Source organism: Clostridium sartagoforme, assembly GCF_039521405.1.
Lineage (GTDB): Bacteria > Bacillota > Clostridia > Clostridiales > Clostridiaceae > Clostridium > Clostridium sartagoforme.
The window spans coordinates 68,995-91,967 of sequence record NZ_BAAACH010000011.1; the positions used below are offsets into that span (position 1 = coordinate 68,995).

At 27.2% G+C, this 22,973-nt stretch carries 19 protein-coding genes, 1 tRNA gene and 1 riboswitch; of the genes, 17 read left to right on the forward strand and 3 right to left on the reverse strand.

Annotation, left to right across the window (positions count from 1 at the left end):
- Positions 1–2 precede the first annotated feature (2 nt).
- Positions 3–78, forward strand: a tRNA-Lys gene (locus ABDZ60_RS04090).
- Positions 79–240: 162 nt separating this feature from the next.
- A riboswitch (SAM riboswitch) is annotated at positions 241–347 on the forward strand.
- 118 nt (positions 348–465) lie between these two features.
- Positions 466–1,743 carry a Na+/H+ antiporter NhaC family protein gene (locus ABDZ60_RS04095; RefSeq protein ID WP_047000059.1) on the forward strand — a complete coding sequence of 426 codons (1,278 nt, stop codon included), beginning with the start codon at positions 466–468 and terminating at the stop codon, positions 1,741–1,743.
- Between the two features lie 172 nt (positions 1,744–1,915).
- On the opposite strand, the gene ispF is transcribed toward ABDZ60_RS04095, so the two are convergent.
- A complete protein-coding gene (gene ispF, locus ABDZ60_RS04100) occupies positions 1,916–2,398 on the reverse strand; it encodes a 2-C-methyl-D-erythritol 2,4-cyclodiphosphate synthase (RefSeq protein WP_343776237.1) in 483 nt (160 codons plus the stop codon).
- Positions 2,399–2,830: 432 nt separating this feature from the next.
- On the opposite strand from ispF, the gene ABDZ60_RS04105 reads away from it, so the two are divergent.
- The 4 genes from ABDZ60_RS04105 to ABDZ60_RS04120 all read left to right on the forward strand — a co-directional run bounded on the left by ABDZ60_RS04105 (position 2,831) and on the right by ABDZ60_RS04120 (position 6,268).
- Entirely contained in the window at positions 2,831–3,421 is a 591-nt protein-coding gene (locus tag ABDZ60_RS04105) for a class D sortase (RefSeq protein WP_047000061.1), read from the forward strand.
- A gap of 14 nt (positions 3,422–3,435) precedes the next feature.
- The gene (locus ABDZ60_RS04110) at positions 3,436–4,431 is read left to right on the forward strand and encodes an anti-sigma factor domain-containing protein (protein ID WP_016205779.1); all 996 of its coding nucleotides are present in this window, start codon (positions 3,436–3,438) and stop codon (positions 4,429–4,431) included.
- Between the two features lie 20 nt (positions 4,432–4,451).
- Positions 4,452–5,231: a 23S rRNA pseudouridine(2604) synthase RluF gene (rluF, locus tag ABDZ60_RS04115; protein WP_016205778.1), complete on the forward strand. Its 780-nt coding sequence runs from the start codon at positions 4,452–4,454 to the stop codon at positions 5,229–5,231.
- A 332-nt stretch (positions 5,232–5,563) separates the two neighbouring features.
- Positions 5,564–6,268, forward strand: coding sequence for a DUF3298 and DUF4163 domain-containing protein (locus ABDZ60_RS04120; protein ID WP_343776260.1), 705 nt, complete (start codon positions 5,564–5,566; stop codon positions 6,266–6,268).
- A gap of 51 nt (positions 6,269–6,319) precedes the next feature.
- Here ABDZ60_RS04120 and ABDZ60_RS04125 read toward each other — a convergent pair whose 3' ends face one another.
- Positions 6,320–8,983 (reverse strand): cation-translocating P-type ATPase, encoded by a 2,664-nt coding sequence (locus tag ABDZ60_RS04125; protein WP_343776262.1) that lies wholly within the window; start codon positions 8,981–8,983, stop codon positions 6,320–6,322.
- A gap of 362 nt (positions 8,984–9,345) precedes the next feature.
- A complete protein-coding gene (locus ABDZ60_RS04130) occupies positions 9,346–12,171 on the reverse strand; it encodes an endo-beta-N-acetylglucosaminidase (protein ID WP_343776264.1) in 2,826 nt (941 codons plus the stop codon).
- A 270-nt stretch (positions 12,172–12,441) separates the two neighbouring features.
- On the opposite strand from ABDZ60_RS04130, the gene ABDZ60_RS04135 reads away from it, so the two are divergent.
- The 11 genes from ABDZ60_RS04135 (at position 12,442) to ABDZ60_RS04185 (ending at position 22,781) form a co-directional block, all read left to right on the forward strand.
- Positions 12,442–13,512: a mannose-1-phosphate guanylyltransferase gene (locus ABDZ60_RS04135; RefSeq protein ID WP_343776266.1), complete on the forward strand. Its 1,071-nt coding sequence runs from the start codon at positions 12,442–12,444 to the stop codon at positions 13,510–13,512.
- Positions 13,513–13,812: 300 nt separating this feature from the next.
- Positions 13,813–14,223, forward strand: a complete 411-nt coding sequence (locus ABDZ60_RS04140) for a transposase (RefSeq protein WP_343776268.1) — start codon at positions 13,813–13,815, stop codon at positions 14,221–14,223.
- Positions 14,184–14,555, forward strand: a complete 372-nt coding sequence (locus ABDZ60_RS04145) for a transposase (protein WP_343776269.1) — start codon at positions 14,184–14,186, stop codon at positions 14,553–14,555. The genes ABDZ60_RS04140 and ABDZ60_RS04145 overlap by 40 nt, the downstream gene beginning before the upstream one ends.
- Before the next feature lie 249 nt (positions 14,556–14,804).
- Complete coding sequence (locus ABDZ60_RS04150; RefSeq protein WP_343776270.1) at positions 14,805–15,347, forward strand: sigma-70 family RNA polymerase sigma factor; 543 nt, start codon at positions 14,805–14,807, stop codon at positions 15,345–15,347.
- 13 nt (positions 15,348–15,360) lie between these two features.
- Complete coding sequence (locus tag ABDZ60_RS04155) at positions 15,361–16,428, forward strand: DUF4179 domain-containing protein (RefSeq protein ID WP_343776272.1); 1,068 nt, start codon at positions 15,361–15,363, stop codon at positions 16,426–16,428.
- 456 nt (positions 16,429–16,884) lie between these two features.
- Positions 16,885–17,277 carry a hypothetical protein gene (locus ABDZ60_RS04160; RefSeq protein WP_016205748.1) on the forward strand — a complete coding sequence of 131 codons (393 nt, stop codon included), beginning with the start codon at positions 16,885–16,887 and terminating at the stop codon, positions 17,275–17,277.
- A gap of 49 nt (positions 17,278–17,326) precedes the next feature.
- Positions 17,327–17,941 (forward strand): PH domain-containing protein, encoded by a 615-nt coding sequence (locus ABDZ60_RS04165; protein ID WP_016205747.1) that lies wholly within the window; start codon positions 17,327–17,329, stop codon positions 17,939–17,941.
- Positions 17,942–18,134: 193 nt separating this feature from the next.
- Positions 18,135–19,208 (forward strand): sporulation integral membrane protein YtvI, encoded by a 1,074-nt coding sequence (ytvI, locus tag ABDZ60_RS04170; protein ID WP_343776276.1) that lies wholly within the window; start codon positions 18,135–18,137, stop codon positions 19,206–19,208.
- A 228-nt stretch (positions 19,209–19,436) separates the two neighbouring features.
- Positions 19,437–20,030, forward strand: coding sequence for a zinc dependent phospholipase C family protein (locus ABDZ60_RS04175; protein WP_343776278.1), 594 nt, complete (start codon positions 19,437–19,439; stop codon positions 20,028–20,030).
- A gap of 137 nt (positions 20,031–20,167) precedes the next feature.
- On the forward strand, positions 20,168–20,527 hold the full coding sequence (locus tag ABDZ60_RS04180) for an ArsR/SmtB family transcription factor (RefSeq protein ID WP_016205744.1): 360 nt from the start codon (positions 20,168–20,170) through the stop codon (positions 20,525–20,527).
- 16 nt (positions 20,528–20,543) lie between these two features.
- The gene (locus tag ABDZ60_RS04185) at positions 20,544–22,781 is read left to right on the forward strand and encodes a heavy metal translocating P-type ATPase (protein WP_343776280.1); all 2,238 of its coding nucleotides are present in this window, start codon (positions 20,544–20,546) and stop codon (positions 22,779–22,781) included.
- Positions 22,782–22,973: the final 192 nt, after the last annotated feature.

Consider the following 22,973-nt stretch of genomic DNA (forward strand, 5'->3'; position numbering starts at 1 on the left):
ATGCGTTATTAGCTCAGTTGGTAGAGCACCTGACTCTTAATCAGGGTGTCCCGGGTTCGATCCCCTGATAACGCACCAAAGAGATTACTATGTAATCTCTTTTTTATGTTTAAATCAACTATATTTTGCGTATAACTTTAATTGTTTGTAGAAATATATAATCGTAATATATTGTGAGGGAAAATATAACTGTTGACAATATAAATTTAAGCTGATACTATAATAATGCAAAATTTAAAAGTCTTATCAAGAGTGGTGGAGGGACTGGCCCTTTGAAGCCCAGCAACCAAGGATTTTAATTAATTCTTAAGGTGCTAAATCCTGCAGGATATCCTGATAGATAAGAGGCGAATTATAACTTTTTATATGTGTAATCAAAGCTTCTGTATTCTTGCAGAAGCTTTTTTAAATTTAAACTAAAAATACATACAAATTATTTAATATCAAAAAGGAGAGAAAAGAATTTTGAATAACAAAGGTAATGGGCTGGCTTTACTTCCATTGGGAGTATTTCTATTAGTTTATTTAGGAACATCAATAATTGCAAAAGATTTTTATGCTGTATCTATACTAATCCCTTTCCTAGCAGCAGCTTTAACAGCATTAATCATGAATAAAAAAGTAAAGTTTGATGAGAAAGTAGATATATTTTGTAGAGGTGCAGGAAATACCAATATTTTACTTATGGTAATTATATTTATATTAGCAGGAGCTTTTGCAAAAGTAGCAAAGGATATGGGAGCAGTAGATTCTACTGTTAATTTAGGACTTTCTTTACTGCCAAGTAGTCTTTTAATTCCAGGAATATTTATTATAGGATGTTTCATATCATTATCTATAGGAACATCAATGGGAACTATTGTTGCGCTAGTACCAATAGCTGTTGGAATAGCAGATAAAACTGGAATAGCAACAGCTTTAGCTACAGGAGCGGTGGTTAGTGGAGCGATGTTCGGAGATAACCTTTCTATAATATCAGATACAACTATAGCTGCTACTAGAACACAAGGTTGTGAGATGAAAGATAAATTTAAAATGAACTTTATTATAGTACTTCCAGCTGCAATCATAACTGCAATAATACTTATGTTGCTAACTAAGAGTGCAACAGTTGTAAATTTAGAAGCCTTAGAATTTAATTTGTTTAAAATTTTACCATATATAATTGTAATAGTAACATCATTAATTGGAGTAAATGTAATTATAGTATTATTACTTGGTATTTTATCCTCAGGAATAATAGGATTTATTCTTGGAAGTTTTAATCTTATAGGATTATTTAACTCTATATCCTCAGGAATATTAGGTATGAGTGAACTAATAATAATTTCAATTCTTATAGCAGGAACAATAGAACTTATTAATTTTAATGGTGGAATAGATTTTATTATTAATAAAGGATTAAAAAACTTCAAAACTAAGAGGGGAGCCGAATACGGTATTGCAACATTAGTTAGTTTAGTTGATATTTGTACAGCTAATAATACTGTTGCAATTGTGACTGTAGGACCTATAGCTAAAGATATTTCAAATGAATTTGATTTAGAACCCAAAAGAGTTGCAGGCATAATGGATATGTTTGCATGCGTGTTTCAAGGAGTGATACCATATGGTGCACAATTAATTTCAGCAGCAGGACTTGCCGCTTTATCACCATTTGCAATAATGAAATTTTTATTTTATCCTTATCTTATGGGGATATGTGCTATAATATCTATATACATACATTGGAGAAATAAATAAGGCTATTGTAAAATTAAAATATAAACCAGAAAAAGAAAAGTATGGCTAAATAAAAAAGCCATACTTTTCTTTTAGTGAAAGAGTAAAGATTTTATTTTAAATGCAATCTTCACTCTTTCACTTTTCACTCCCATAACTCAATTGTTTGAGTTATTTCCTAAACTGTAAATTGTTAATCGTTAATTGTCAATTGTAACAAACATATGCTTTGAGAAGAAATTCCTTCACCATTTCCAGTAAATCCAAGGCCTTCTTCAGTAGTTGCCTTGACATTTATTTGGTTTAAATTAATATTTAGTGCATTTGCTATGTTTTCTCTCATTTGTTGAATGAAAGGAGCCATTTTAGGTTTTTGAGCAATAATAGTTGCGTCTATATTGTTAATAGAATATCTATTAACAGAAAGTAGTTTCCCTACCTCTTCTAATAGCTTTATACTTGATATTCCTTTAAACCTTGGATCTGTATCGGGAAAATGTTTTCCAATATCACCAAGAGCTGAGGCACCAAGTAATGAGTCCATAATTGCATGAAGTAGAACATCTGCATCTGAATGACCTAGTAACCCCTTTTCATAAGGAATATTAACACCACCTATTATTAAATCCCTTCCTTCAACTAAACGATGTACATCGTATCCTAATCCTATCCTCACTTTATCACCTCTAAAATAATTATAGAGTTATTTTACCATAAATATTAAAAATAGATATGGTTTAATTAATAATATAAATATATGAGATGATATATATTTTTTTATAACTATTTTTCAATATTATATGAATTTTTTATTATATCTATAGTACTTTTTTAAAAGGATAAATATTAGAATTAATTTTTCTCTTTCTATTTTTAAATATTTTATTAAACAAATGCTTTAATTTAACTTTGAGTTTATAAATAAAATGGATAGTTCTAGAAGAAAGTTTTCGACGCTTAAAAACAAAATCGACATAAATTATTTTCCTATTCATAAGTTACTCCTAAAATATTAATGGATATAAGAGACACAATTATATTAAAAGTATAGTCTTTATGTTATAATATATGATGAATTATTATAAATGTTTATTGGGAGATGAGAAATATGGGAGAAAAAATCAGAAGGCTTATAGGCGTTGTTTTAATTATAGTTGGACTAGCATTAATTGCATCAATTGCTTACAAAAAAATTGAAACATCTAAAAGGCAAAAAGAACTTCAAAATATTTTAGAAGAAGTCATAAATGAAGAACCAAAGAGCAAGGAAGATGGTACAGAAGAAAAATCTATTAATGGATACAAACCAATTGCTTTAATTGAAATTCCTAGTATAAATCTATCTCAAGGACTAGTAGAAGGTATAACTGATGATATTCTACAATATTATTTGGGTCATTTTGCAGATTCGGCAGGACCGGGTGAAAAAGGTAATTTTGCAGTTGCAGGCCATAGAGTATCTGATTATTCAGAAGCCTTTGTAAACTTATATAAGGTAGAAAAGGGAGACAAAATACTAGTTAAAGCTAATAAGAAAGAATATATATATGAAATTACGGATAACTTCATAGTTGATCCAAGCAATGTGGAAGTGCTTGATAATACCAGTGAAGCTACTATTACATTAGTAACCTGTACTGTTGGAGCAAAAGAAAGGGTTATAGTAAAAGGTAATCTTATAGAAACTAAGGATTTATAAAACGGAGGATAATAATGAGCGATTTTCAAAGTGATAAATATAAATTTTCGACTAAATCTCCATCAAGTGTAGCTTTAGAAGAAGTAATAGAGAAAAGAGCAGAAGAAATAGAAAAATTAAGTGAGGATCTTTTAAATTATAAGATACTTATAAAAGATTTAATACATGAAAAGGTATCGTACACTATAAGAAATAAAATTTTGAATATAGCTTATTTTATAATAGAAGATGTAGAATTATTTGAATATCTAAATACAACTAGAAAGTTCCCAATTAATAGAATTCTTAAAAGAACACCAATAGAAAAGGAATTTCTTCAAACTTGGAAAGAATATATTATAACTTATGTTGTTATATTGTCTAATCCTAACTATAAATATATCCAGGAATATATACAAATAGTAGAGGCTATTAATATCCTTGGTGTAGATGAAATATCTCAAATTATGAAAGAAACTGAACATAGAGGAATTATAATTAGTAAGAACTTTAGAAGTGCTATAATATTAACATCTAAAGGTGAGTTTATAAAAGTTAAAGCTGGAAAAGATAATAATATAGGAGAGGATTTTGTTAGTGTAGAAGCTGTTACTATAAAAAAGTACAAATTACAGCTTTCAATACTACTTAGTTTATTTGTATTAGTAATTATTATAGGTGCGTTTAAATATAAATCAATTGATAAAACTATAGTTATAGAAACTACATCAGAAATCACATTAGAGGTAAATAGATTTGATAGAATAGTAGATGCTTACAGTAAAACTGAAAAAGGAAATAATATGTTACTTGAACTAAATGTTAATAATGCCAATATAGATGATTCAGTAAAGAATATATTAAATTATGCTATTAATAATGAAATGATTCCAGAATCAGGAGTAATAGTTACTGTAACAGGAACACCATTAAGCTATGATGCTTTAAAAGATACAGAAAGTTTTATTAAAGAGAAAGAAATTCAAGTTAGGTTAAATAATTCAGGGGATGAACATAAGGTAAGCCCTTAAAATTTATAAAGGTGAGAATAATGAAGCAAAAGAATAATGAAGATAAATATGTAATAATACACAGTGATAGAGGAGCTGAAATAAGACTAAATAAGTTTATAAGCGAAACAGGATTTTGTTCAAGAAGAGAAGCTGATAAACTAATAGAAGCTGGGAGAGTAACTGTAGATGGTATAAATGCAGTTATGGGAACCAAAGTTAAAGAAACGGCAGATGTAAAGGTAGATGGAAAACCTATAAAGAAAGTAGATGAATTAGTATATATTGCTTTAAATAAACCGGTAGGTATTACATGTACTACTGAAAAAAAGGTAAAAGGAAATATAGTAGATTTTATAAATCATAAAAAAAGAATTTTCCCAATTGGAAGATTAGATAAAGATTCACAGGGACTAATACTTTTGACAAATGATGGAGATATAGTTAATAAGATATTAAGAGCTGGAAATAATCATGAAAAGGAATATATAGTTACTGTAAATAAACCAATTGATGATAATTTTATAAAATCTATGTCAAGTGGAGTTAGAATATTAGGGACAGTAACTAAAAAATGTATTGTTATAAAAGAAAATAAGAACACATTTAGAATAATATTAACGCAGGGAATGAATAGGCAAATAAGGAGAATGTGTGAAGCTTTAGGATATAATGTAGTTAAACTAAATAGAATAAGAATAATGAACATAAATTTAGAAACATTAAAAATTGGAGAGTGGAGAAACTTAACTTCAGATGAGCTTAAGGGACTAAATAATTTAATAAGTACATCAGGAAAAACAAAAGAATTTGATAAGTAGGGAGATATTAGTTGCTATACTTAGAACCAGTAGGTGAAGCAAGCAATTAGTATCTCCCTATTAAAATATGATAAAAAATCAAAAAAGTTATCCACAGGGAGCAAAGTGGCTTTGTAAAAGGACTTGTCAACTTTTTTATGAACAAAAAATAGTAAATTATAATAAAAATTCGTATGTTACACACATAATCCACATGTCCATGTGGATAACTTGTGTAAATTATGTTGAAAGTATTGTTAATAATTATTAACAGTATTGTAGATAATATAATATAAAAATAATTTGAAAAAAACTGAAAATTATATATATTTATAGAAATAGGAGATATACATATGAATAAGGTTTATAAAATATTAATAACTGTTCTAGTAGTATTAGAAATTGTCCACATTTGTCCACAGGCACTGTTAATAAATTTAAGTAGAGATGCTGTCGAAAATCCGAAACTTGTGGATAAAATAATAAAGAAAAATTTAAAATTTGTAAATATTGATGTCGATATTCCTCAAATAGTAGGATTAATTAATGAAAATGGTGAAAAAGTTATCAACAATGAAATAAGTGATTGGACTGATAGCTGGATAAACGAGGTTAAAGAAACCAGTGAGGATTTAACTCCAACAATTCCATATGAATTGAATGCAAAATATACATTAACTAATAATGAAGCTATATTAAGTTTTTATATAGATTACTATCAATTTAGTGGTGGGGCACATGGAATTACAACTAGAAAATCTTATAACATAGATATTAAATCAGGAAAGAAAATTGAATTGAAAGACTTATTTAAAGTTGGATATGATTATAAAAAAAATATAAATGAATTAATACAAAAAGAGATAAACAAACATCCTGATTATTATTTTACTGGAAAAGAAGGATTTAATGGAATTAAAGATAATCAAAGTTTTTATATTAAAAATAATAAGATAATAATATATTTTCCTTATTATGAGATAGCTCCTTATGTAGCAGGAATGCCAGAATTTGAAATACCTTATGATATGCAAGAATTTAAAGAGAAAATTGGATAAAAAAACAGCTTGTACCAAGTGCAAACTGTTTTTTATAGAATTTAAATTTAATTAAGCAACTTTTTCAACTTCTTCTTTTTCATGTGAAGAATTAATATTATTATCTTTTCTACTTTTTATAACATCTAATATTACTTTAGCTATTTGAATAATTAGTGTTGGTATAAAAGCAAATAAATATATATAACCAATTTGTGAACCAGTTAAATTGGATACTTCAAATAATTTTTGAAGAAATGGTACAAATAATACTAAGTTTAATAATAGTACACCTACACCAAATGCCATCCAACTAAATCTATTTGAAAATAAGCCTATTGAGAATATTGATTTATCGCCTCTACAATTAAATCCATGGAATAATCTAGCTAAACAAAGTGTTGAGAAAGCCATTGTAGATGCTACAGCCTCATTAGTTTTTAGACCCATATAAAATGCGAATAAAGTAAATACAGCAATTATTAAACCTTCAATAGCAATTTCAGATATAAAGTCTTTTGACAATATAGATGAATTTCTTAATCTAGGTTTATCCTTTAATAAATCTTTCTTAGACTTTTCCATACCTATTGCAATTGCAGGTAAACTATCAGTTAATAAGTTTATAAATAGTAAATGTACTGCATGGAATGGCATTGGTAAAGCCATTAATGAAGTATATAATACTGATAATATACCGGAAGTATTACCTGATAATAAGAATTTAATAGAGTTCTTTATATTCTTATAAATATTTCTACCATTAGCTACAGACTTAACTATTGTAGCAAAATTATCATCTGTTAATATTACTGAAGCAGCATCTTTTGAGACTTCTGTTCCTGTAATACCCATTGCAATTCCTATATCAGCTTGTTTAAGTGCAGGAGCATCATTAACTCCATCACCAGTCATAGCAACTATTTCATCTTTTTCTTGCCATGCTCTAACTATTCTTATCTTATGTTCAGGAGAAACTCTAGCATAAACGGCGATATTTTCTATGTTACTTTTTAATTCATCATCTGACATTTTATCTAGTTCTATTCCTTCAATAGCTCTATCTCCATCTCTTAGAATACCTATTTGCTTTGCAATGGCAGATGCAGTTATTTTGTGATCACCTGTAATCATAACTGGCTTTATTCCAGCTGTTATACAGTCTTTAACAGCTTCAGCAGATTCTTCTCTAGGAGGATCTATCATTGAAATAAGACCTATAAAGGTATAATTATTTTCATCTTCTAATGATAAGAATTCAGGATTTGCAAATTCTTTATAAGCAAAAGCTAAAACTCTTAATCCACTTTGTGATAATTGTTTATTTGCATTTATTATATTTTGTTTATCTTCATATGTTATTTCTCGTACACCAGTAGAAGTTTTGATTTTTACAATTCTATCTAGTAATACATCAAAAGCACCTTTAGTGAACATTAAGTTTTTATTATCAAACTTATGAAGAGTACTCATAAGTTTTCTATCAGAATCAAATGGTAATTCACCTAATCTACCATATGATTTTCTTAAATTCAGTTCATCTAAAGATAATTTATGTCCTAAATTAACTAAAGCAACTTCTGTTGGATCACCTATTTCAACTCCGTTTTTAGATGTAGAGTCATTACATAAAATTGAACTACTAATTAAATAATTTCCTAACTCATCATTTAAGTCTACTTCTTCACCATCAATTAATTTATTATCAAAATAAACTTTTTTTACAGTCATTTTATTTTGGGTTAATGTACCAGTTTTATCAGAACAAATAACTGATACTGAACCTAAGCCTTCAACAGCTCTAAGTTTTTTTACAATAGCATTTTCTTTAGCCATCTTTTGAGTTCCTAAGGCTAGTACAATTGTAACTATTGAGCTTAATGCTTCAGGAATAGCAGCAACAGCTAAAGCAACAGCAAACATAAGTGAATCTAAAATAGATACTCCCCTATATAAACTTAATGCAAATACAATAGCACAAACAACTAAAATTCCTATAGCTAATTTTTTACTGAAATCATCTAAACTAACTTGTAGTGGTGTTTGCTTTTCTTGAGTTTCTTCCATTAAGTGGGCAATTTTACCTATTTCAGTATTCATTCCTGTGCCAGTAATAACAACTAAGGCTCTACCATAAGTAACTAAAGAACCAGAGAAAACCATATTTTTTTGATCACCTAAGGCGATTTCTTCTTCTTTAATTTCATCAATAAATTTATTAACACTTTCAGATTCACCAGTTAATGAACTTTCATTTACTTGAAGGGAGAAGTTTTCAACTATTCTACCATCAGCGGCAACCATATCACCAGCTTCTAAAATTAATATATCTCCAGGTACAATTTCTTTAGATTGAATTTCAATCTTCTTTCCATTTCTATAAACTTTAGCAGATGGAGCAGATAATGCTTTTAAACTATCTAATGATTGTTCTGCTTTAAAATGTTGAACAGTGCCTAAAATTGCGTTAAGAATAATAACAGCAAAAATAACTAATGTACTTTCAACATTTCCAGTTGCCATAGAAATTATAGCTGCAATAATTAGTATTATTACAAGTAAATCCTTAAATTGACTTAGAAAGACTTGCATAACAGTTTGTTTTTTCTTTTCAGTTAATTGATTATAACCGTATTTGTCCAAATTTTCTTTTACTTGATTTTCACTTAAACCACTTTTAGAGACATTAAATTGCTTTAATACATCTTCATATGATTTTGAAAAAAATCTTTCCATAATAACTCCTCCAAACTATTTAATAGTAGTATTTTGTGTTTTAATTTTAAAAATTAACCTAGAAATATATGAGCCTACAAACAAAAAGAGACTCTTAATACAATTTTCACTGTGTTAAAAATTGTATTAAAAGTCTCGTAACCAAGATGGTATATAACACCAGACCAAAAGGCCGCGAATGTTGATGTTATATTTTTTACTACTCCCTCTTAATGGAAATATTATATTATAAAATAATTATAAAATTTTTATTTAAAAATGTCAATATATAAATTTTTTTAAATAAAAATTAAAAAATGAAAAAGAGAACATTTATATGTTCTCTTTTATTAAAAATATTAATTTATAATAGATAATAGAATTTATTTTTCTATGCCATAAACTTCAATTTCGTAAAGTCTTACAGCAGAGTCTGAACCTTGGGTTGGTTTTGTTACATTTATTCTTACATATTTAGCTTTAGTTACCTTGAAGGTATCTACAGTATTGGCTTTATTATTTTTCTTGACTAAGATGACTTCGGTAAAGTTCTTACCATCTTCGCTAACTTCTATAGTATAGTCTGAAGTATTCATATCAGGGCTTTCTTTACCTGCTTCAGCATGTGCTATCCTAACTTCACTTACAGTCATTACACTGCCAAGATCAACTGTTATATTATGTGGTGGAGTACCAACAGCACACCATTTAGTATCTAGCTTCCCATCAAAAGCAAAAGGTGGTGCCTCATTAGGATTTACATAACTGGAAGCTTCAGGAGTCTTAGCTAAAGAAAGATTTTTAAAGTTATCTTTAGCATCATTAGAAACAGTTATTAGTCCATCCATTACTTTAACATCTTCACCGGATTGACTCTTAGCTGTTAATGTAACTGTATAAGTACCTTCTTTATCATATTTAACTTTTGGTGACATTTCAGTACTTGATTCAGTAGTAGCACCATCAAATTTCCACTCAACAGATTCAGTTACCTTAGAGCTTAAGTTTTCAAATTGAATTTCTTCACCTGGAGCCACTAATGTCTTTGAAGCTTTAAAATTAGCTTTTGGAATACTATTATCAGGCCATTCCATTTTTACTGTGCTTGATTTTCCAACAGACATATTTTTATTTATAGCAATAACTTCAAAGGTAGTAGTATTAGATTTTTCATCTCTTGGAAGAGCATTTATAAAATACTTATTATTTGGTGTGGCACCTAAAAATGTTCTAGTATTATCACTATTTATTTTATATATTTCATAATTATTAATATTTTCCTTATTAGAGGCATCAAATGATAATTTAACGCCTGCGTACATATTATCTTCTTCAAAGCTTACATTATCTACATTAACGTTCTTAACATCTACAGGTTTAATCTTTTTTGAGCCAGTAATTTGAATATTACCTAAGTTAAGACTTAAGTTAGATATAGAATCTTTATTCGAAATCTTATAAGATATGGATTTTATAGCTTTTCCATTAAATTTAGATATATCATACTCTACAGTAGTCCATTTATTTCCTACTTTAGATTTACCTTGAATTTCCTCATTATCTCCATCATAGAATTCTAGTATTAAATCAAGTGAAACTTCAGAATTTGATTGTGCTGTAGTTGTAAATTTACTTCCTTTTTCTAAAGTTAAATCAGTGCTAAATAATTTTATTACTGAAGCTTCATTTGAACTTAGATTACCAGCTAGTTTTATTGAATTACCTCCATAATATGCATTTGCATAATCTATTGAAGCTTTAATATTATTTGATCCCTGGTTATCAATTATCCATCTATAAGTTGGCATTATATCTGCAAGACTTCGATTATTCCAATCTAGTTTAGATACTTTTTCTCCATTAATAAAGAAGTTGTATCCGTTACCTAAATTAAAGTTAGTATTAAAAGGTAATGAAGTAATAGCTGTCTTTTCTATAGAATATGTTGATATTCCTTTAAATTCAGTTCCTGTAACCTTGGTTTCTTTTGATGGATTGCCAAATTCATTTACCCATAATCTATTTTCCTTAGAATGGAATTCATCTATATTTCCAGCTGAATAATATGTCCAACTTGGGCAATATAGTCCAAGTGATGTATATGGAACTTTGTTTTCATCCTCGAATAAATCCCAACGTATAGGAGTAGAAGTACCATTTGCTTGAAGATCAATTCCAGCATACAGATCATAAGGATTAATTTTAATTTGTTTTGCTTTTTCATTAGAAGCCTTTAAAAGTTGTTTTTCTGCAAGCTTCTTATTTGTCCACCAGAAGTTTAAGAACATACTGTCTGCAACCTTTTCTTTATCACTGTCAATTAAGAAGTAATCATTTTTATCAGTTAAAGCATTTTGCCAATCCATTTTTCCGTCTTTTGTCAATGAATCGTACCACATTACTTGTAATTCATCTTTAGCCTTTTCCTTAAAGACTTTAATAAATTCTTGCATAAGTTCAGCGTGCTTTTGATTCACTTTAGAAGATTCTTTAGATATATCCTCATTGTCACCTTCAGCTAATCCTGTTTCTTCGTTTATAAACCAACCATCGAATCCTATTGTCTTACAAACTTCTATAAGCTTATCAGCCATAGGAAAGTTTCCGTTACTGTCTTTTTGTAAAAACTCATCTAACCATTGAACTTTTCCACCATGCTGTACCATTGGGAAGAATATAGTTCCAAGAACAGGAACACCATTTTTGTGTGCAGAATCTATTACATCAGCACTTGGAGGAACTATTATTCCTTCTCCCGATGATCCACCCCAATAAACAAGTTTATCTATATATTGCCAATAAGAAAAGGTATTAGAAGCAAACTTATTTGAACCTTGAGATGGGTTACCACTTGTACTAGAATTCATTATTGACAAAGCAACAACATTAAAGTCTTTATTTTGAGTTGAATTAACAGCTTCTAATCTATCTTTTGAAGCTCTTTTTGAAAGCGGAATAGAACTCTTATTAAATTGAATATTTTCATCCGTATCTGGATCCCATTCTAAAAGTTGATTTGGGAACCAGTAAGGTGATGTTGGCATATTCATCATCTTTAATTCAGCAGCCTCACCTGCTTCATCAGTAATAGAATATTTAATGTTAGTATTTCTACTAGCTGAAGAAGAACTTGAACAAGAAATTAATCCGATTGTTAATGAACAAGCAAGAGTAAGAGTTATTACTGTTTTTGATTTTTTAGAAAGCATTTTTTATCCCCCTTATATAATAATTAGACAATATTTGTAAACGTTATTTTGAGTTTAGCATATAGAAATTTTAAAAATAAGTGTATTATTTATAGAATTATTGGAGAAATCTTATATAAAAAAATTATACTTTCAAAATAATAGTGGTTAAGTGAAAAAAATTGTTTTGAAATAAATACACAGGATTTTATTCGTGTTAGATAATGTAGATACACAAAACAAAATAACTAGCATAAGATGTAATATAGTATTTACATGGAGTTGAAGTTATTGATATACGGGCTAATATTAGCAGGGGGAAAAGGTACAAGACTTTATCCTTTATCGAGATCAAGTAAGCCTAAACAATTTTTAAAAGTTATAAATAACAAAAGTTTTCTACAAAATACAGTAGATAGAGTTTCTCCTTTAATTAAGAAGGATAATATTTATGTGGTTACTAACAAAGATTATGAGGACAAGATAAAAGGTGAATTACACAATATAAATCCAAATAATATTTTTACAGAACCACAAAACAAAGAAACTGCAACTTGTATAGGTTTATCTGCCGTTAAACTTTTAAAAAAAGATGGAGATGCCATTCTGGTTGTGTTACCTTCTGATCACCATATAGAGTATGAGAAGGTTTATATAGAAACATTAGCACAGGCTGTAGATATAGCAAATAAAAGAAGAGGTATAGTTACTCTAGGGATAACTCCAACAAGAGCTGAGACTGGATATGGATATATTGAAATGGGGCAAAGGATTCAGTCATCTGAAATACCGACTTATAAAGTTGCTAGATTTACTGAAAAGCCAAATATTGAAGTTGCAAAAGACTTTTTATTAAAAGGAACTTATTTATGGAATTCAGGAATGTTTGTATTTAGAGCAGATGTAATATTAAGAGAAATAGAAAAATATTTACCACAATTATATAAATCACTAATGGAAATATACAAGCATATTGGGGAAGAAGACGAGGAAGCGGTTATTAATGAGCAATATTCATTAATAGATGGAATATCAATAGACTTTGGGATTATGCAAAAAACAAGAAAAGCTTTTGTAATAAAAAGTGATTTTATATGGGATGATATAGGTAGTTTTTCAGCCCTGAGCAGATATTTAGAAGAAGAGAAAAATAATAAAATAAGTAATAATGTATATCTTCAAGATAGTGAAAATTGTGCAATATTTGGAGATAAAAATTTAATAATAGGTCTTGGAATAAAAGATTTAGTTATAGTAGATGCAGGTGATGTTATATTGATAATGGACAAGAATAAGGACCAAGAAATAAAACACTTGCTAAATGATTTGACTAATAAACCTGAATATGAAGACTATATTTAAAATGAAAGAATGAAGAAATGAAAGAATTTCAAAGATAATATTTTCATGATTTAGCTATGTTAAATTATTTTATTAATTATCCATTATTCATTATCAATTATAAAATAGAGGGGATTTTACTCCTCTATTTTTTATTGTATTTAGAATATCACAGGCTATATACAACATCATAAACTTAACAGAAAGTTTCAGTTTAGTATTTACTATACTGAGACTTTTTCATCATAAATTGGTTACAATTAGTAAAGAGGCGACTTTATGACTAGTCTTTATAAAAAATGATTTAATGAACTAATTAAAATGATAAATTTAGATAAAATAAAAAATTATGCAAAATTAAATAATCAAAATTTTTTTATAAGAAAAAGAAAAATACCATTACAAGACATTATTTTATGCACGATTGACAAAAAGGGATTAACAACAGAAATGGAACTTCATAAATATTTTTTAGAGAAAGGTGTTACTCCCATGAGTATTTCAAAACAAGGTTTTCTGCAACAACGAAAAAAGTTAAATCCTGAAGTATTTTCATTTATAAATAAGGAGTATTTAAAAGTTTTTTACTCCTCTGATGAACCGATAATTTGGAACAATTATCTTGTATTTGCTATAGATGGGGGTAAAGTGGAGATTTCAAACTCTGATGAAAACAGAGCTACTTTTGGAGAGTGGGAAATCAGTATTGCAAGGGAAAAGCAAGAGCTTTAATAAGCTCTATCATTGATGTATTTAACCATTTCTTTTTAGATCTACAGATAAACTTTATAAAGACAAGTGAAAGTGAGATTGCTAAACTAAATATAAAATCGGCAAAAGGAATAATCGAAGATATTCCAGCGATAATAGTGTTTGACAGAGGATATCCATCAATTGAATTTGTTGATTTCTTAGAGAAAAATAATATAAAATACTTATTTAGATTATCCTCAAATAATTATAAGCAAGAACGAGAGAATATGAGCAAAATGGATGGACCTGTAAAAATAATACATGTTAATTTTATATTAGTAAAAATAAAAAAAAGCGTCCAGAAGTTGTAGAAGCACTAAAAATAAAAGAATCCACCAATACTAGAATTCTTTCTTAAATGTTATCTTCTTGGTAGTCCATTACTCTAATGACTAATTTACCATTTGAAATTTTAGTTTATATTAAGCTTAAGGGATTTAGATATTTAGATATACAATATAATTAGAACCGTATAAAATTTAAGAAAATAATTATATTTGATAGAAATGAAATTAATCATTCGTATTAATAGGTGTAAAAGCTTTTATAGGAGGAAGGATATGAAAGATGAAAAAATCGTTAAGTTAATTAAAAAGAGAGATGAGAGAGGATTAGAATTATTAATTGATACTTATGGTGGATTAATTACGTCTATAATAAGGAAACATTTATATAATCTTTATGATAAACAAGAAGAATGTATTGATGATGTTTTATTGGCTGTTTGGAATAATATTAATAGTTTTGATAATTCAAAAAATTCATTAAAAAACTGGATAGCTGCAATATCACAATATAGGTCTATTGATTATAAGCGGAAATACTTGAAATTATTTAATGAAGAGCTTGATATAAAGCAAGTTGAAAATAATCTTGTTATAGACAGTAGAATTATTCAAGAGGAACTAAGTGATGAGATAGAAGAATTATTAATCTTTTTAAAACCAGAAGATAAAGAATTATTTATAAAAAGATATATAGAAGAAAAATCTATCCAAGAATTGGCTCAAGAAACAGGTATTAAAGAAGATGTAATTTATAATAGGTTATCTAGAGGCCGTAAAAAGTTAAGAAAAAAATATAAACATTTAACTATTGGTTAGGAGGGATAATGAAATGAAAAATGATTATGAATTATTAAATGAAACTAAAGTTGATTTTAGTAAATATGAAAATATTGAACTTAATGATTTAGAAAAGAAGAAAATGAAGAATGGGTTAAGAGGAAAAATTTATATTAAAAAGAAATATAACAGAAAGATAATAGCGGTAGCATCGACAGTATTAATAGTAGGAGCTATGACTATTAATACAACAGTAGTTAGAGCCACCATAGGACAATTAGGAAATAAATTAGAACAGTTTCTTGGTATTAAAAATAATAAAGTTTATGATGACTATAAAAAGGTTATAGGAAGTAGCGTTAAAGATAAAGATATTACATTTACACTAAATGAATTTTTAATAAAGAAAGGTACGGCGATAGTTAATGTAAAAGTTGATACTAGAGAATTTAAAAAAACTAAAGTAATTACAATTTTCCCTAATATATATATAGATGGTGAAAAGATTAGTAAAGGAGGATCAACAATCTATAAATATAATGATGATGGAACATATGAGATGCTTCATCAGATAAAATTAAAAGATATAGATATAAATAAAGATATAAAGGTAGATATAGAGTATTCAGGGGGAGAGTATAAACAAAATGGCAAGGAGAAGGGGATTTATGGTAATTGGACATTTAGTATTAATGATAATGGAGAAAGAATAACTCAAAATACTAAAGAGATAGATATAAATAAGGTAATTGATTTAGGAAATGGATATATATATAGTATAAGAAGTATTGCAGTATCACCAATTGATATAGTATTAAAATATAATACTACACTAATGGATGAGAAAAAAATAAAAAACGAAGAATATAAATACAGAGATATATCATTTACAATAATGGATACTAATAAAAACGTATTAATATTAGAAAATGGTATAACTTCATCTGGAGATATGATTACAGGTCATATTGAATGTAGCATGTTCCTAGATAACGAGGTGCAAGACAAGCTGTTGATTGTTCCATATAAGGGGCCTGATAAAAAATATGAGTCTGTAGAAGAGTTAATAAAGAATAGAGAATATATTTTTGATGAGGCAATAGAAATAGAATTAGAGTAATAGAATTAAGGCTATTAAAATGTCGCATTTAGGAAATGAAGAAACTTAGATAGATCAATAAAATATATTGAAGTATATAGAAATAGTATGCTGTTTATTATTTAAAGAATTTGCTTTTTGAAATTGTTAAGAAATATTTAAAAGAAGATGGCGAATAGTTTTCTATGAAACATGAAGAAATTGCTTATATAATTAATGAAACTACGGAAATTTCCAAGGAAATAGCGAAAGATGTCAAAGCTGTTGTTAAAAAAAATGATGAATTAAAATTATGAAAAGATAAAAAATATAACTTAGCAATTCTTAATTATTCATCCTTAATTATCCATTATTCATTACAAAATAGAGAGGCTTTTGCTTCTCTATTTTATTTTAACTATTTTTATGTAAACATATTCTATAAAATCTATGATAAAATATATATATATTGATTAATTAAATTAAGGAGGATTAAACTTGGGAAATGGAGTAAGTATTCAGTGTAAAAAGTGTGATTATAGTACTACGTTATTTGAAGGATTGGGAAGTAGAACGCAAGACTTTGAAGTATTTAGACGAGAGCTTACTAAAAAAGAAAATGAAATTATAGACTTTATAATTAATAATAATAATATAAATAAGATATTTCATTATAATGTATACACAAAGTGTGAGAAATGCGGAGATTTATCAACTGTTCCTTATGTTGAAATTAATTATGATAATAATAAAGTATTTAAATTAGATTATGAATGCAAATTATGTAAAGGTAAATGTAATTTAATAAGTGAAGAAGAAGTAATAAATAGCAAATGTCCAATTTGTAATTATGAACATCTTCAGAGTGTTAGAAACATATTTTGGGATTAACATTAAATAAAATTATAAAAAAATAATATAAAATTTGGAGGGGTTATTTATGTTGAAAAAATTAGCTTCAGATGCTTTAGGACTAAGTGATATTGGAAAAATAATTGATAAAAAGGACTTTAATAAGGTAGATGCAGATGATTATATAATGCATGAAGATGGAGAGCAAATATTTTTTCTTATAAAATCAAGAACTGATGAATATTGTTTTACTAATCTAGCGCTTATTCATGTAGATGGAACATCTGCTGTAAGTAAAAAGAGACTTGTAACTAGATATGATTATTATAAAAATATTATTAGAAGTGTAGCTATAGAAACCGCAGGAACTATAGATTTAGATTGTGAAATTAAATTTATTATTGGAGAAACTAAGTTTTCTATAGATGTAGATAAAAATCAAATAGAACAATTAAAGGATTTATATAAATCATTAGTTAGAATATCACATATATCAGATGAAAATGACATTATGCTTGGTAAATCTGAAGAAACATTAAAGATAGCAGCAAGTGCTTGTGCATCAAGTAAAGTAGTTGATGGTAATGCTGCACAAATATTTAAAGATATAAATGAGTATGCATTTAATTGGACGAAGATAAGCAGAGAAAATTATATTAAAAAAGATTTTACAGATGTATTTAAGAATTATATTAATAATTAGAAATAAGCTAAAATGACAAAAATAAAGGTAGAGAAGTATTAATATTTCTCTATCTTTAATTATTATATTTGAATTGTTCAAAAATAAATTCATTTTATACTTTTCTTAAGTTTAACTTAATATTAAAAATTTGAATTTAAAATATAAATAATTTATTGTATAATCAAAGAAAAAATTAGGAGATGATTAAATAATGGGTGTAGAGAAAAAAAGGGAGTTTATAATAAATACAATATATTTTTTAATTATTGCAGCAATAATTTATATAACAATTAAATATGGATTAGGTTGGTTTTTTCCATTTGTAGTTGGGTTTGGAATAGCATTTATATTAAAACCATTAATTAATTTCATATCAAAAAAGTTACGAATTAATAGAAAAGTTGTTGCTGGAATAACTGTACTAATATTTTATACAACTGTAGGAGCACTATTTACATTAATTATAGTTAAGATATTTGTAGCATTAAAAGAAGTTTTTATGAAGTTACCTAATATATATATAACAACAATAGAACCTTCAATATTTCAAATATCAAGTAACTTTGAAGAAATATTAGTGAAATTAGATCCAGCTTTAATGCAAGCTATTAGAGATATGATATCTTCATTAACTAAATCATTAGGAACAATAATAACAAATATATCCTCTGGTGTAGTTTTATTTGTATCATCAACAGTTTCCTCAGTACCATCATTTTTTATTTTGGTAATATTTTCAATTATATCATCTTTCTTCTTTGCGATGGATTATGTAAGTATTACAAGTTTTATAACAAGGCAATTTTCAGAAAAAAGTTCAAGTATTATATTTGAAGTAAAAAACTATATAGTTGGAACTTTATTTAAATTTATAAAAGCCTATTCAATAATTATATCGTTAACTTTTATAGAATTAGCAATAGGACTTTCGATTTTAAAAATTGAAGGGGCGATTACAATAGCTCTTCTTATAGCCTGTGTAGATGTATTACCGGTGCTTGGAACTGGTGGAATAGTAATTCCATGGATATTAATAGAATTAATTAGGGGAAACATAGCTTTAGCAATAGGATTAACAATACTTTATGTTGTAATAACAGTAGTTAGAAATGTATTAGAACCAAAGGTTGTAGGACAACAAGTAGGATTACATCCAATAATCATGCTTATGTGTATGTTTATAGGTGTAAAGATATTTGGATTCCTAGGGTTATTTGTATTACCAGTAATAGTTATAATTTTAAAGAATCTAAATGATAGCGGAAAAATACATATATTCAAATAATTAAAATAAGATACTAAAAATACACAAAGTTAAGAAAATATATTTTAATAAGTAAGTAAATAATTAAAAATAAAATTAACAAAAAATGGATAGTTATTTATAATAGTTAGTAAAGATAATTTAAATCTTATATGATAATAAGTGGACATATATACAGAAAAACATATTTGTTTTCTATTTGAAATAGTATTATCATATAAATATAAAATAAAAGCGAGGTGAGAAACTATGATGATGAATACTCACAAAGCTTTAGCACAAAAATTCATAAATAGTGTAGAAGAAGATAAAGTCTTTATAATAAATGAAGGACATTTTATATGGGGTAATTTAAAACCTGATTCTGTATCAAAATATAAATTTAAAAAACATTATATAGATGAAAGTTTTAATATGATTACTAAAAAAATAGAATTTTTATCTTCGTTAACATTGGATGATATTTATAATAGGTATTCACCAAATAAATTTAATCAAGAATTAGGTGTTGTATGTCACTTCTTATGTGATTATTTTTGTATTCCTCACTTTCAAAGATGGGAATTTAAAAGTGCTAATGCTATGAAAGAGCATGTACTATACGAAAATGACTTAAATAAATTTTCTAAAGGTTATAATATTAAACAAGATATAAATTATCATCTAACCTCAGAAGAAATAAGAAAATATATTATGAATTTACAAAAAGAGTATCAAGGTAAAATTTCTTATGAAAAAGATTTACTTTTTGCTAGTCATATTTGTACAACAGTTATAAATATGGTACTAAATGAAGTAGTTTTAAATCAAAAATTAAAAGAGCATATTGCCTTAGTTATATAGAGAGTCAATGACTCTCTATTTTTTTTAAAAATTTTAATTAGAATATCTTTATAATAGTTGACATTTTTGTGAAAGTTAGCATATAATATTATCAAACAAACATATGAACAATTGCTCATATGTTCAAGGAGGATATTATGGAAGAAAATAGATTAGAAAGTTGTAATTGTACAATAATTCATAAAGATGTTGTTGAGAAAGTAAAAGAATCTATACCAAATGAGGAAAGTTTATATGATTTAGCTGATTTATTCAAAGCTTTTAGTGATTCTACAAGAATAAAAATATTATGTGCCTTGTTTCAAGAAGAGTTATGTGTATGTGATTTAGCAGCATTATTAAGTATGACACAATCAGCAATTTCACATCAACTAAGAGTATTAAAATCAAATAGATTAGTTAAGTTTAGAAGAGACGGAAAAGTTATATATTATTCATTGGCAGATGATCATGTTAAGCATATATTTGATGAAGGATTTAAGCATATTATAGAATAAGAAAGTGGTGAAAAGTATGAGTAGTAATGAAGTAAAACTAATTTTATCAGGGTTAGATTGTGCAAATTGTGCAAATAAAATAGAAACAAAAGTGAATAACTTAGATGGTATTAATGAAGCTACTTTAAATTTTGCAACATCTACTTTAATTATAAAGCTAAATGGAACAATAGAAAGAGAAGATGCAATTAAAGAAATAAAATCTATAGTAAATAAATTAGAGCCAGGTGTTAAAGTATTTGATAAGGATGAAAATAGAGCAATTAACAAAGAAGATGTTAAGAAGTGTACAAGTGAGTCTTGTTGTAAACCGGAAAATGATATTGATAAAGAAAGTCATAACCATAATGAAAAACATTCACACAGTCATTCACATGAACACTCCCATGGACATTCACATGATCATTCTCATGGGAATGCAGTAGGTCTAAAAGAAAATCTTAGATTGATAATAGGGGTTGCAATTTATGTACTTGCTATAATTTTCAAAGAAGAGTATCCTATATCAATAATTCTTTTTGCTAGCAGTTATGTTTTAATTGGAGGAGATGTAGTTTTAACTGCTTTTAGGAATATATTAAGAGGGGAAGTTTTTGATGAAAACTTTCTAATGACAGTAGCAACTTTAGGAGCATTTTTTGTAGGAGAGTTTCCAGAAGGAGTAGCTGTTATGTTATTCTATCAAATAGGAGAGATATTCCAATCATATGCAGTTAATAAGTCAAGAAAATCAATTACTTCACTTATGGATATAAGAGCTGACTATGCTAATCTAATAAAGAATGGCAAGGAAGAAAAAGTTAATCCAGAAATAGTGAATATAGATGATTTAATAGTAATAAAGCCAGGGGAAAGAGTGCCATTAGATGGTATTGTAATAGAAGGAATAAGCTTTGTTGACACATCAGCACTTACAGGAGAATCAGTGCCAAGAGAAGTTTTAGTAGGAGAAGATATTTTAGCAGGTTTTATAAACACTAATGGTGTCTTAAAGGTAAAAGTTACTAAAAGCTTTAAAGAATCAACAGTTTCTAGAATACTAGAGTTAGTAGAAAATGCTTCTAATAAGAAGGCACCTACTGAGAAATTTATTACTAGATTTGCTAGAGTATATACTCCAATAGTTGTATTTTCAGCATTAGCATTAGCAATAATACCTCCTTTACTAATTAAAGATGCAAATTTCTATGATTGGATTTATAGAGCATTAATATTCTTAGTAGTATCTTGTCCATGTGCATTAGTAGTTTCAATTCCTCTTGGGTTATTTGCAGGAATTGGTGGTGCATCTAGAAAAGGTATATTAGTTAAAGGTGGAAATTATTTAGAAGCACTTAAAGATGTTAATACTGTTGTTTTTGATAAAACAGGAACATTAACTAAGGGTGTATTCAAGGTAACAGAAATAAATAATGTTGATATATCTAAAGAAGAATTAATAAAGGTTGCAGCTATTTCAGAAAGTTTATCAAATCATCCAATAGCACAATCTATTATAAGAGAATATGGAAAAGAAATAGATTCACAAAAGTTAAGTAATTATGAAGAAGTATCAGGACATGGAATTAAAGCATATATAGATTCTTTAGATGTACTAGTGGGAAACTACAAACTAATGGAAAAGTATAATATAAAATATAATAATGTAAATTCAATTGGGACAATAGTTCATGTAGCAATAAATAATGAATATAAGGGTAATATAGTAATTTCAGATGAGATAAAAGAAGGTTCTAAATCAGCAATAGAAGGATTGAAGAGTATTGGTGTATCTCAAACAGTTATGTTAACTGGAGATAATAAGTCAGTAGGAGAAAAAGTAGCAGCATTAGTAGGTGTTGATAAAGTATTTGCTGAATTATTACCAGGAGACAAAGTTGAAAAGGTGGAGGAGTTAATTAAAAATAACTCAACTAAAGGAAAAGTCATATTTGTAGGTGACGGAATAAATGATGCACCAGTTTTAGCGAGAGCTGATATTGGAGTTGCTATGGGTGGTATAGGCTCAGATGCAGCTATCGAAGCAGCAGATGTAGTACTAATGAAAGATGATCCTGAAGCGTTAGTTACATCAATTAAAGTAGCAAGAAAAACAAACAAGGTTTTATGGCAAAATATAATCTTTTCATTAGGAGTAAAACTTCTTGTATTAATTTTAAGTGCTTTTGGAATGGCAAATATGTGGGAAGCGGTATTTGCAGATGTTGGAGTTACTGTAATTGCGGTAATAAATTCAACAAGATGTCTAAAATAAACAAAATTTCATAGGTAAACTTTTTTTATTGACAAATTTCATCATATTAAATATAATAAACTAGGTTGAGAACTTTTTAGGCAAAGGGAAGCATACAAGATCATTATCTTGTTTACAAAGTACGTAGAAGCTTTGTATAAATTAAATAGACTTATGTATAACGGATCTGCTACGTTATACATAAGTCTTATT

Coding starts and splice junctions, on each gene's coding strand:
- ABDZ60_RS04130 (WP_343776264.1), bottom strand. CDS start 12,171: ATGCTTTCTAAAAAATCAAAAACAGTAATAACTCTTACTCTTGCTTGT.
- ABDZ60_RS04150 (WP_343776270.1), top strand. CDS start 14,805: ATGAAAGATGAAAAAATCGTTAAGTTAATTAAAAAGAGAGATGAGAGA.
- ABDZ60_RS04175 (WP_343776278.1), top strand. CDS start 19,437: ATGATGATGAATACTCACAAAGCTTTAGCACAAAAATTCATAAATAGT.
- ABDZ60_RS04140 (WP_343776268.1), top strand. CDS start 13,813: ATGATAAATTTAGATAAAATAAAAAATTATGCAAAATTAAATAATCAA.
- ytvI (WP_343776276.1), top strand. CDS start 18,135: ATGGGTGTAGAGAAAAAAAGGGAGTTTATAATAAATACAATATATTTT.
- ABDZ60_RS04155 (WP_343776272.1), top strand. CDS start 15,361: ATGAAAAATGATTATGAATTATTAAATGAAACTAAAGTTGATTTTAGT.
- ABDZ60_RS04185 (WP_343776280.1), top strand. CDS start 20,544: ATGAGTAGTAATGAAGTAAAACTAATTTTATCAGGGTTAGATTGTGCA.
- ABDZ60_RS04125 (WP_343776262.1), bottom strand. CDS start 8,983: ATGGAAAGATTTTTTTCAAAATCATATGAAGATGTATTAAAGCAATTT.
- ABDZ60_RS04165 (WP_016205747.1), top strand. CDS start 17,327: ATGTTGAAAAAATTAGCTTCAGATGCTTTAGGACTAAGTGATATTGGA.
- rluF (WP_016205778.1), top strand. CDS start 4,452: ATGAAGCAAAAGAATAATGAAGATAAATATGTAATAATACACAGTGAT.
- ABDZ60_RS04180 (WP_016205744.1), top strand. CDS start 20,168: ATGGAAGAAAATAGATTAGAAAGTTGTAATTGTACAATAATTCATAAA.
- ABDZ60_RS04120 (WP_343776260.1), top strand. CDS start 5,564: ATGAATAAGGTTTATAAAATATTAATAACTGTTCTAGTAGTATTAGAA.
- ABDZ60_RS04105 (WP_047000061.1), top strand. CDS start 2,831: ATGGGAGAAAAAATCAGAAGGCTTATAGGCGTTGTTTTAATTATAGTT.
- ABDZ60_RS04110 (WP_016205779.1), top strand. CDS start 3,436: ATGAGCGATTTTCAAAGTGATAAATATAAATTTTCGACTAAATCTCCA.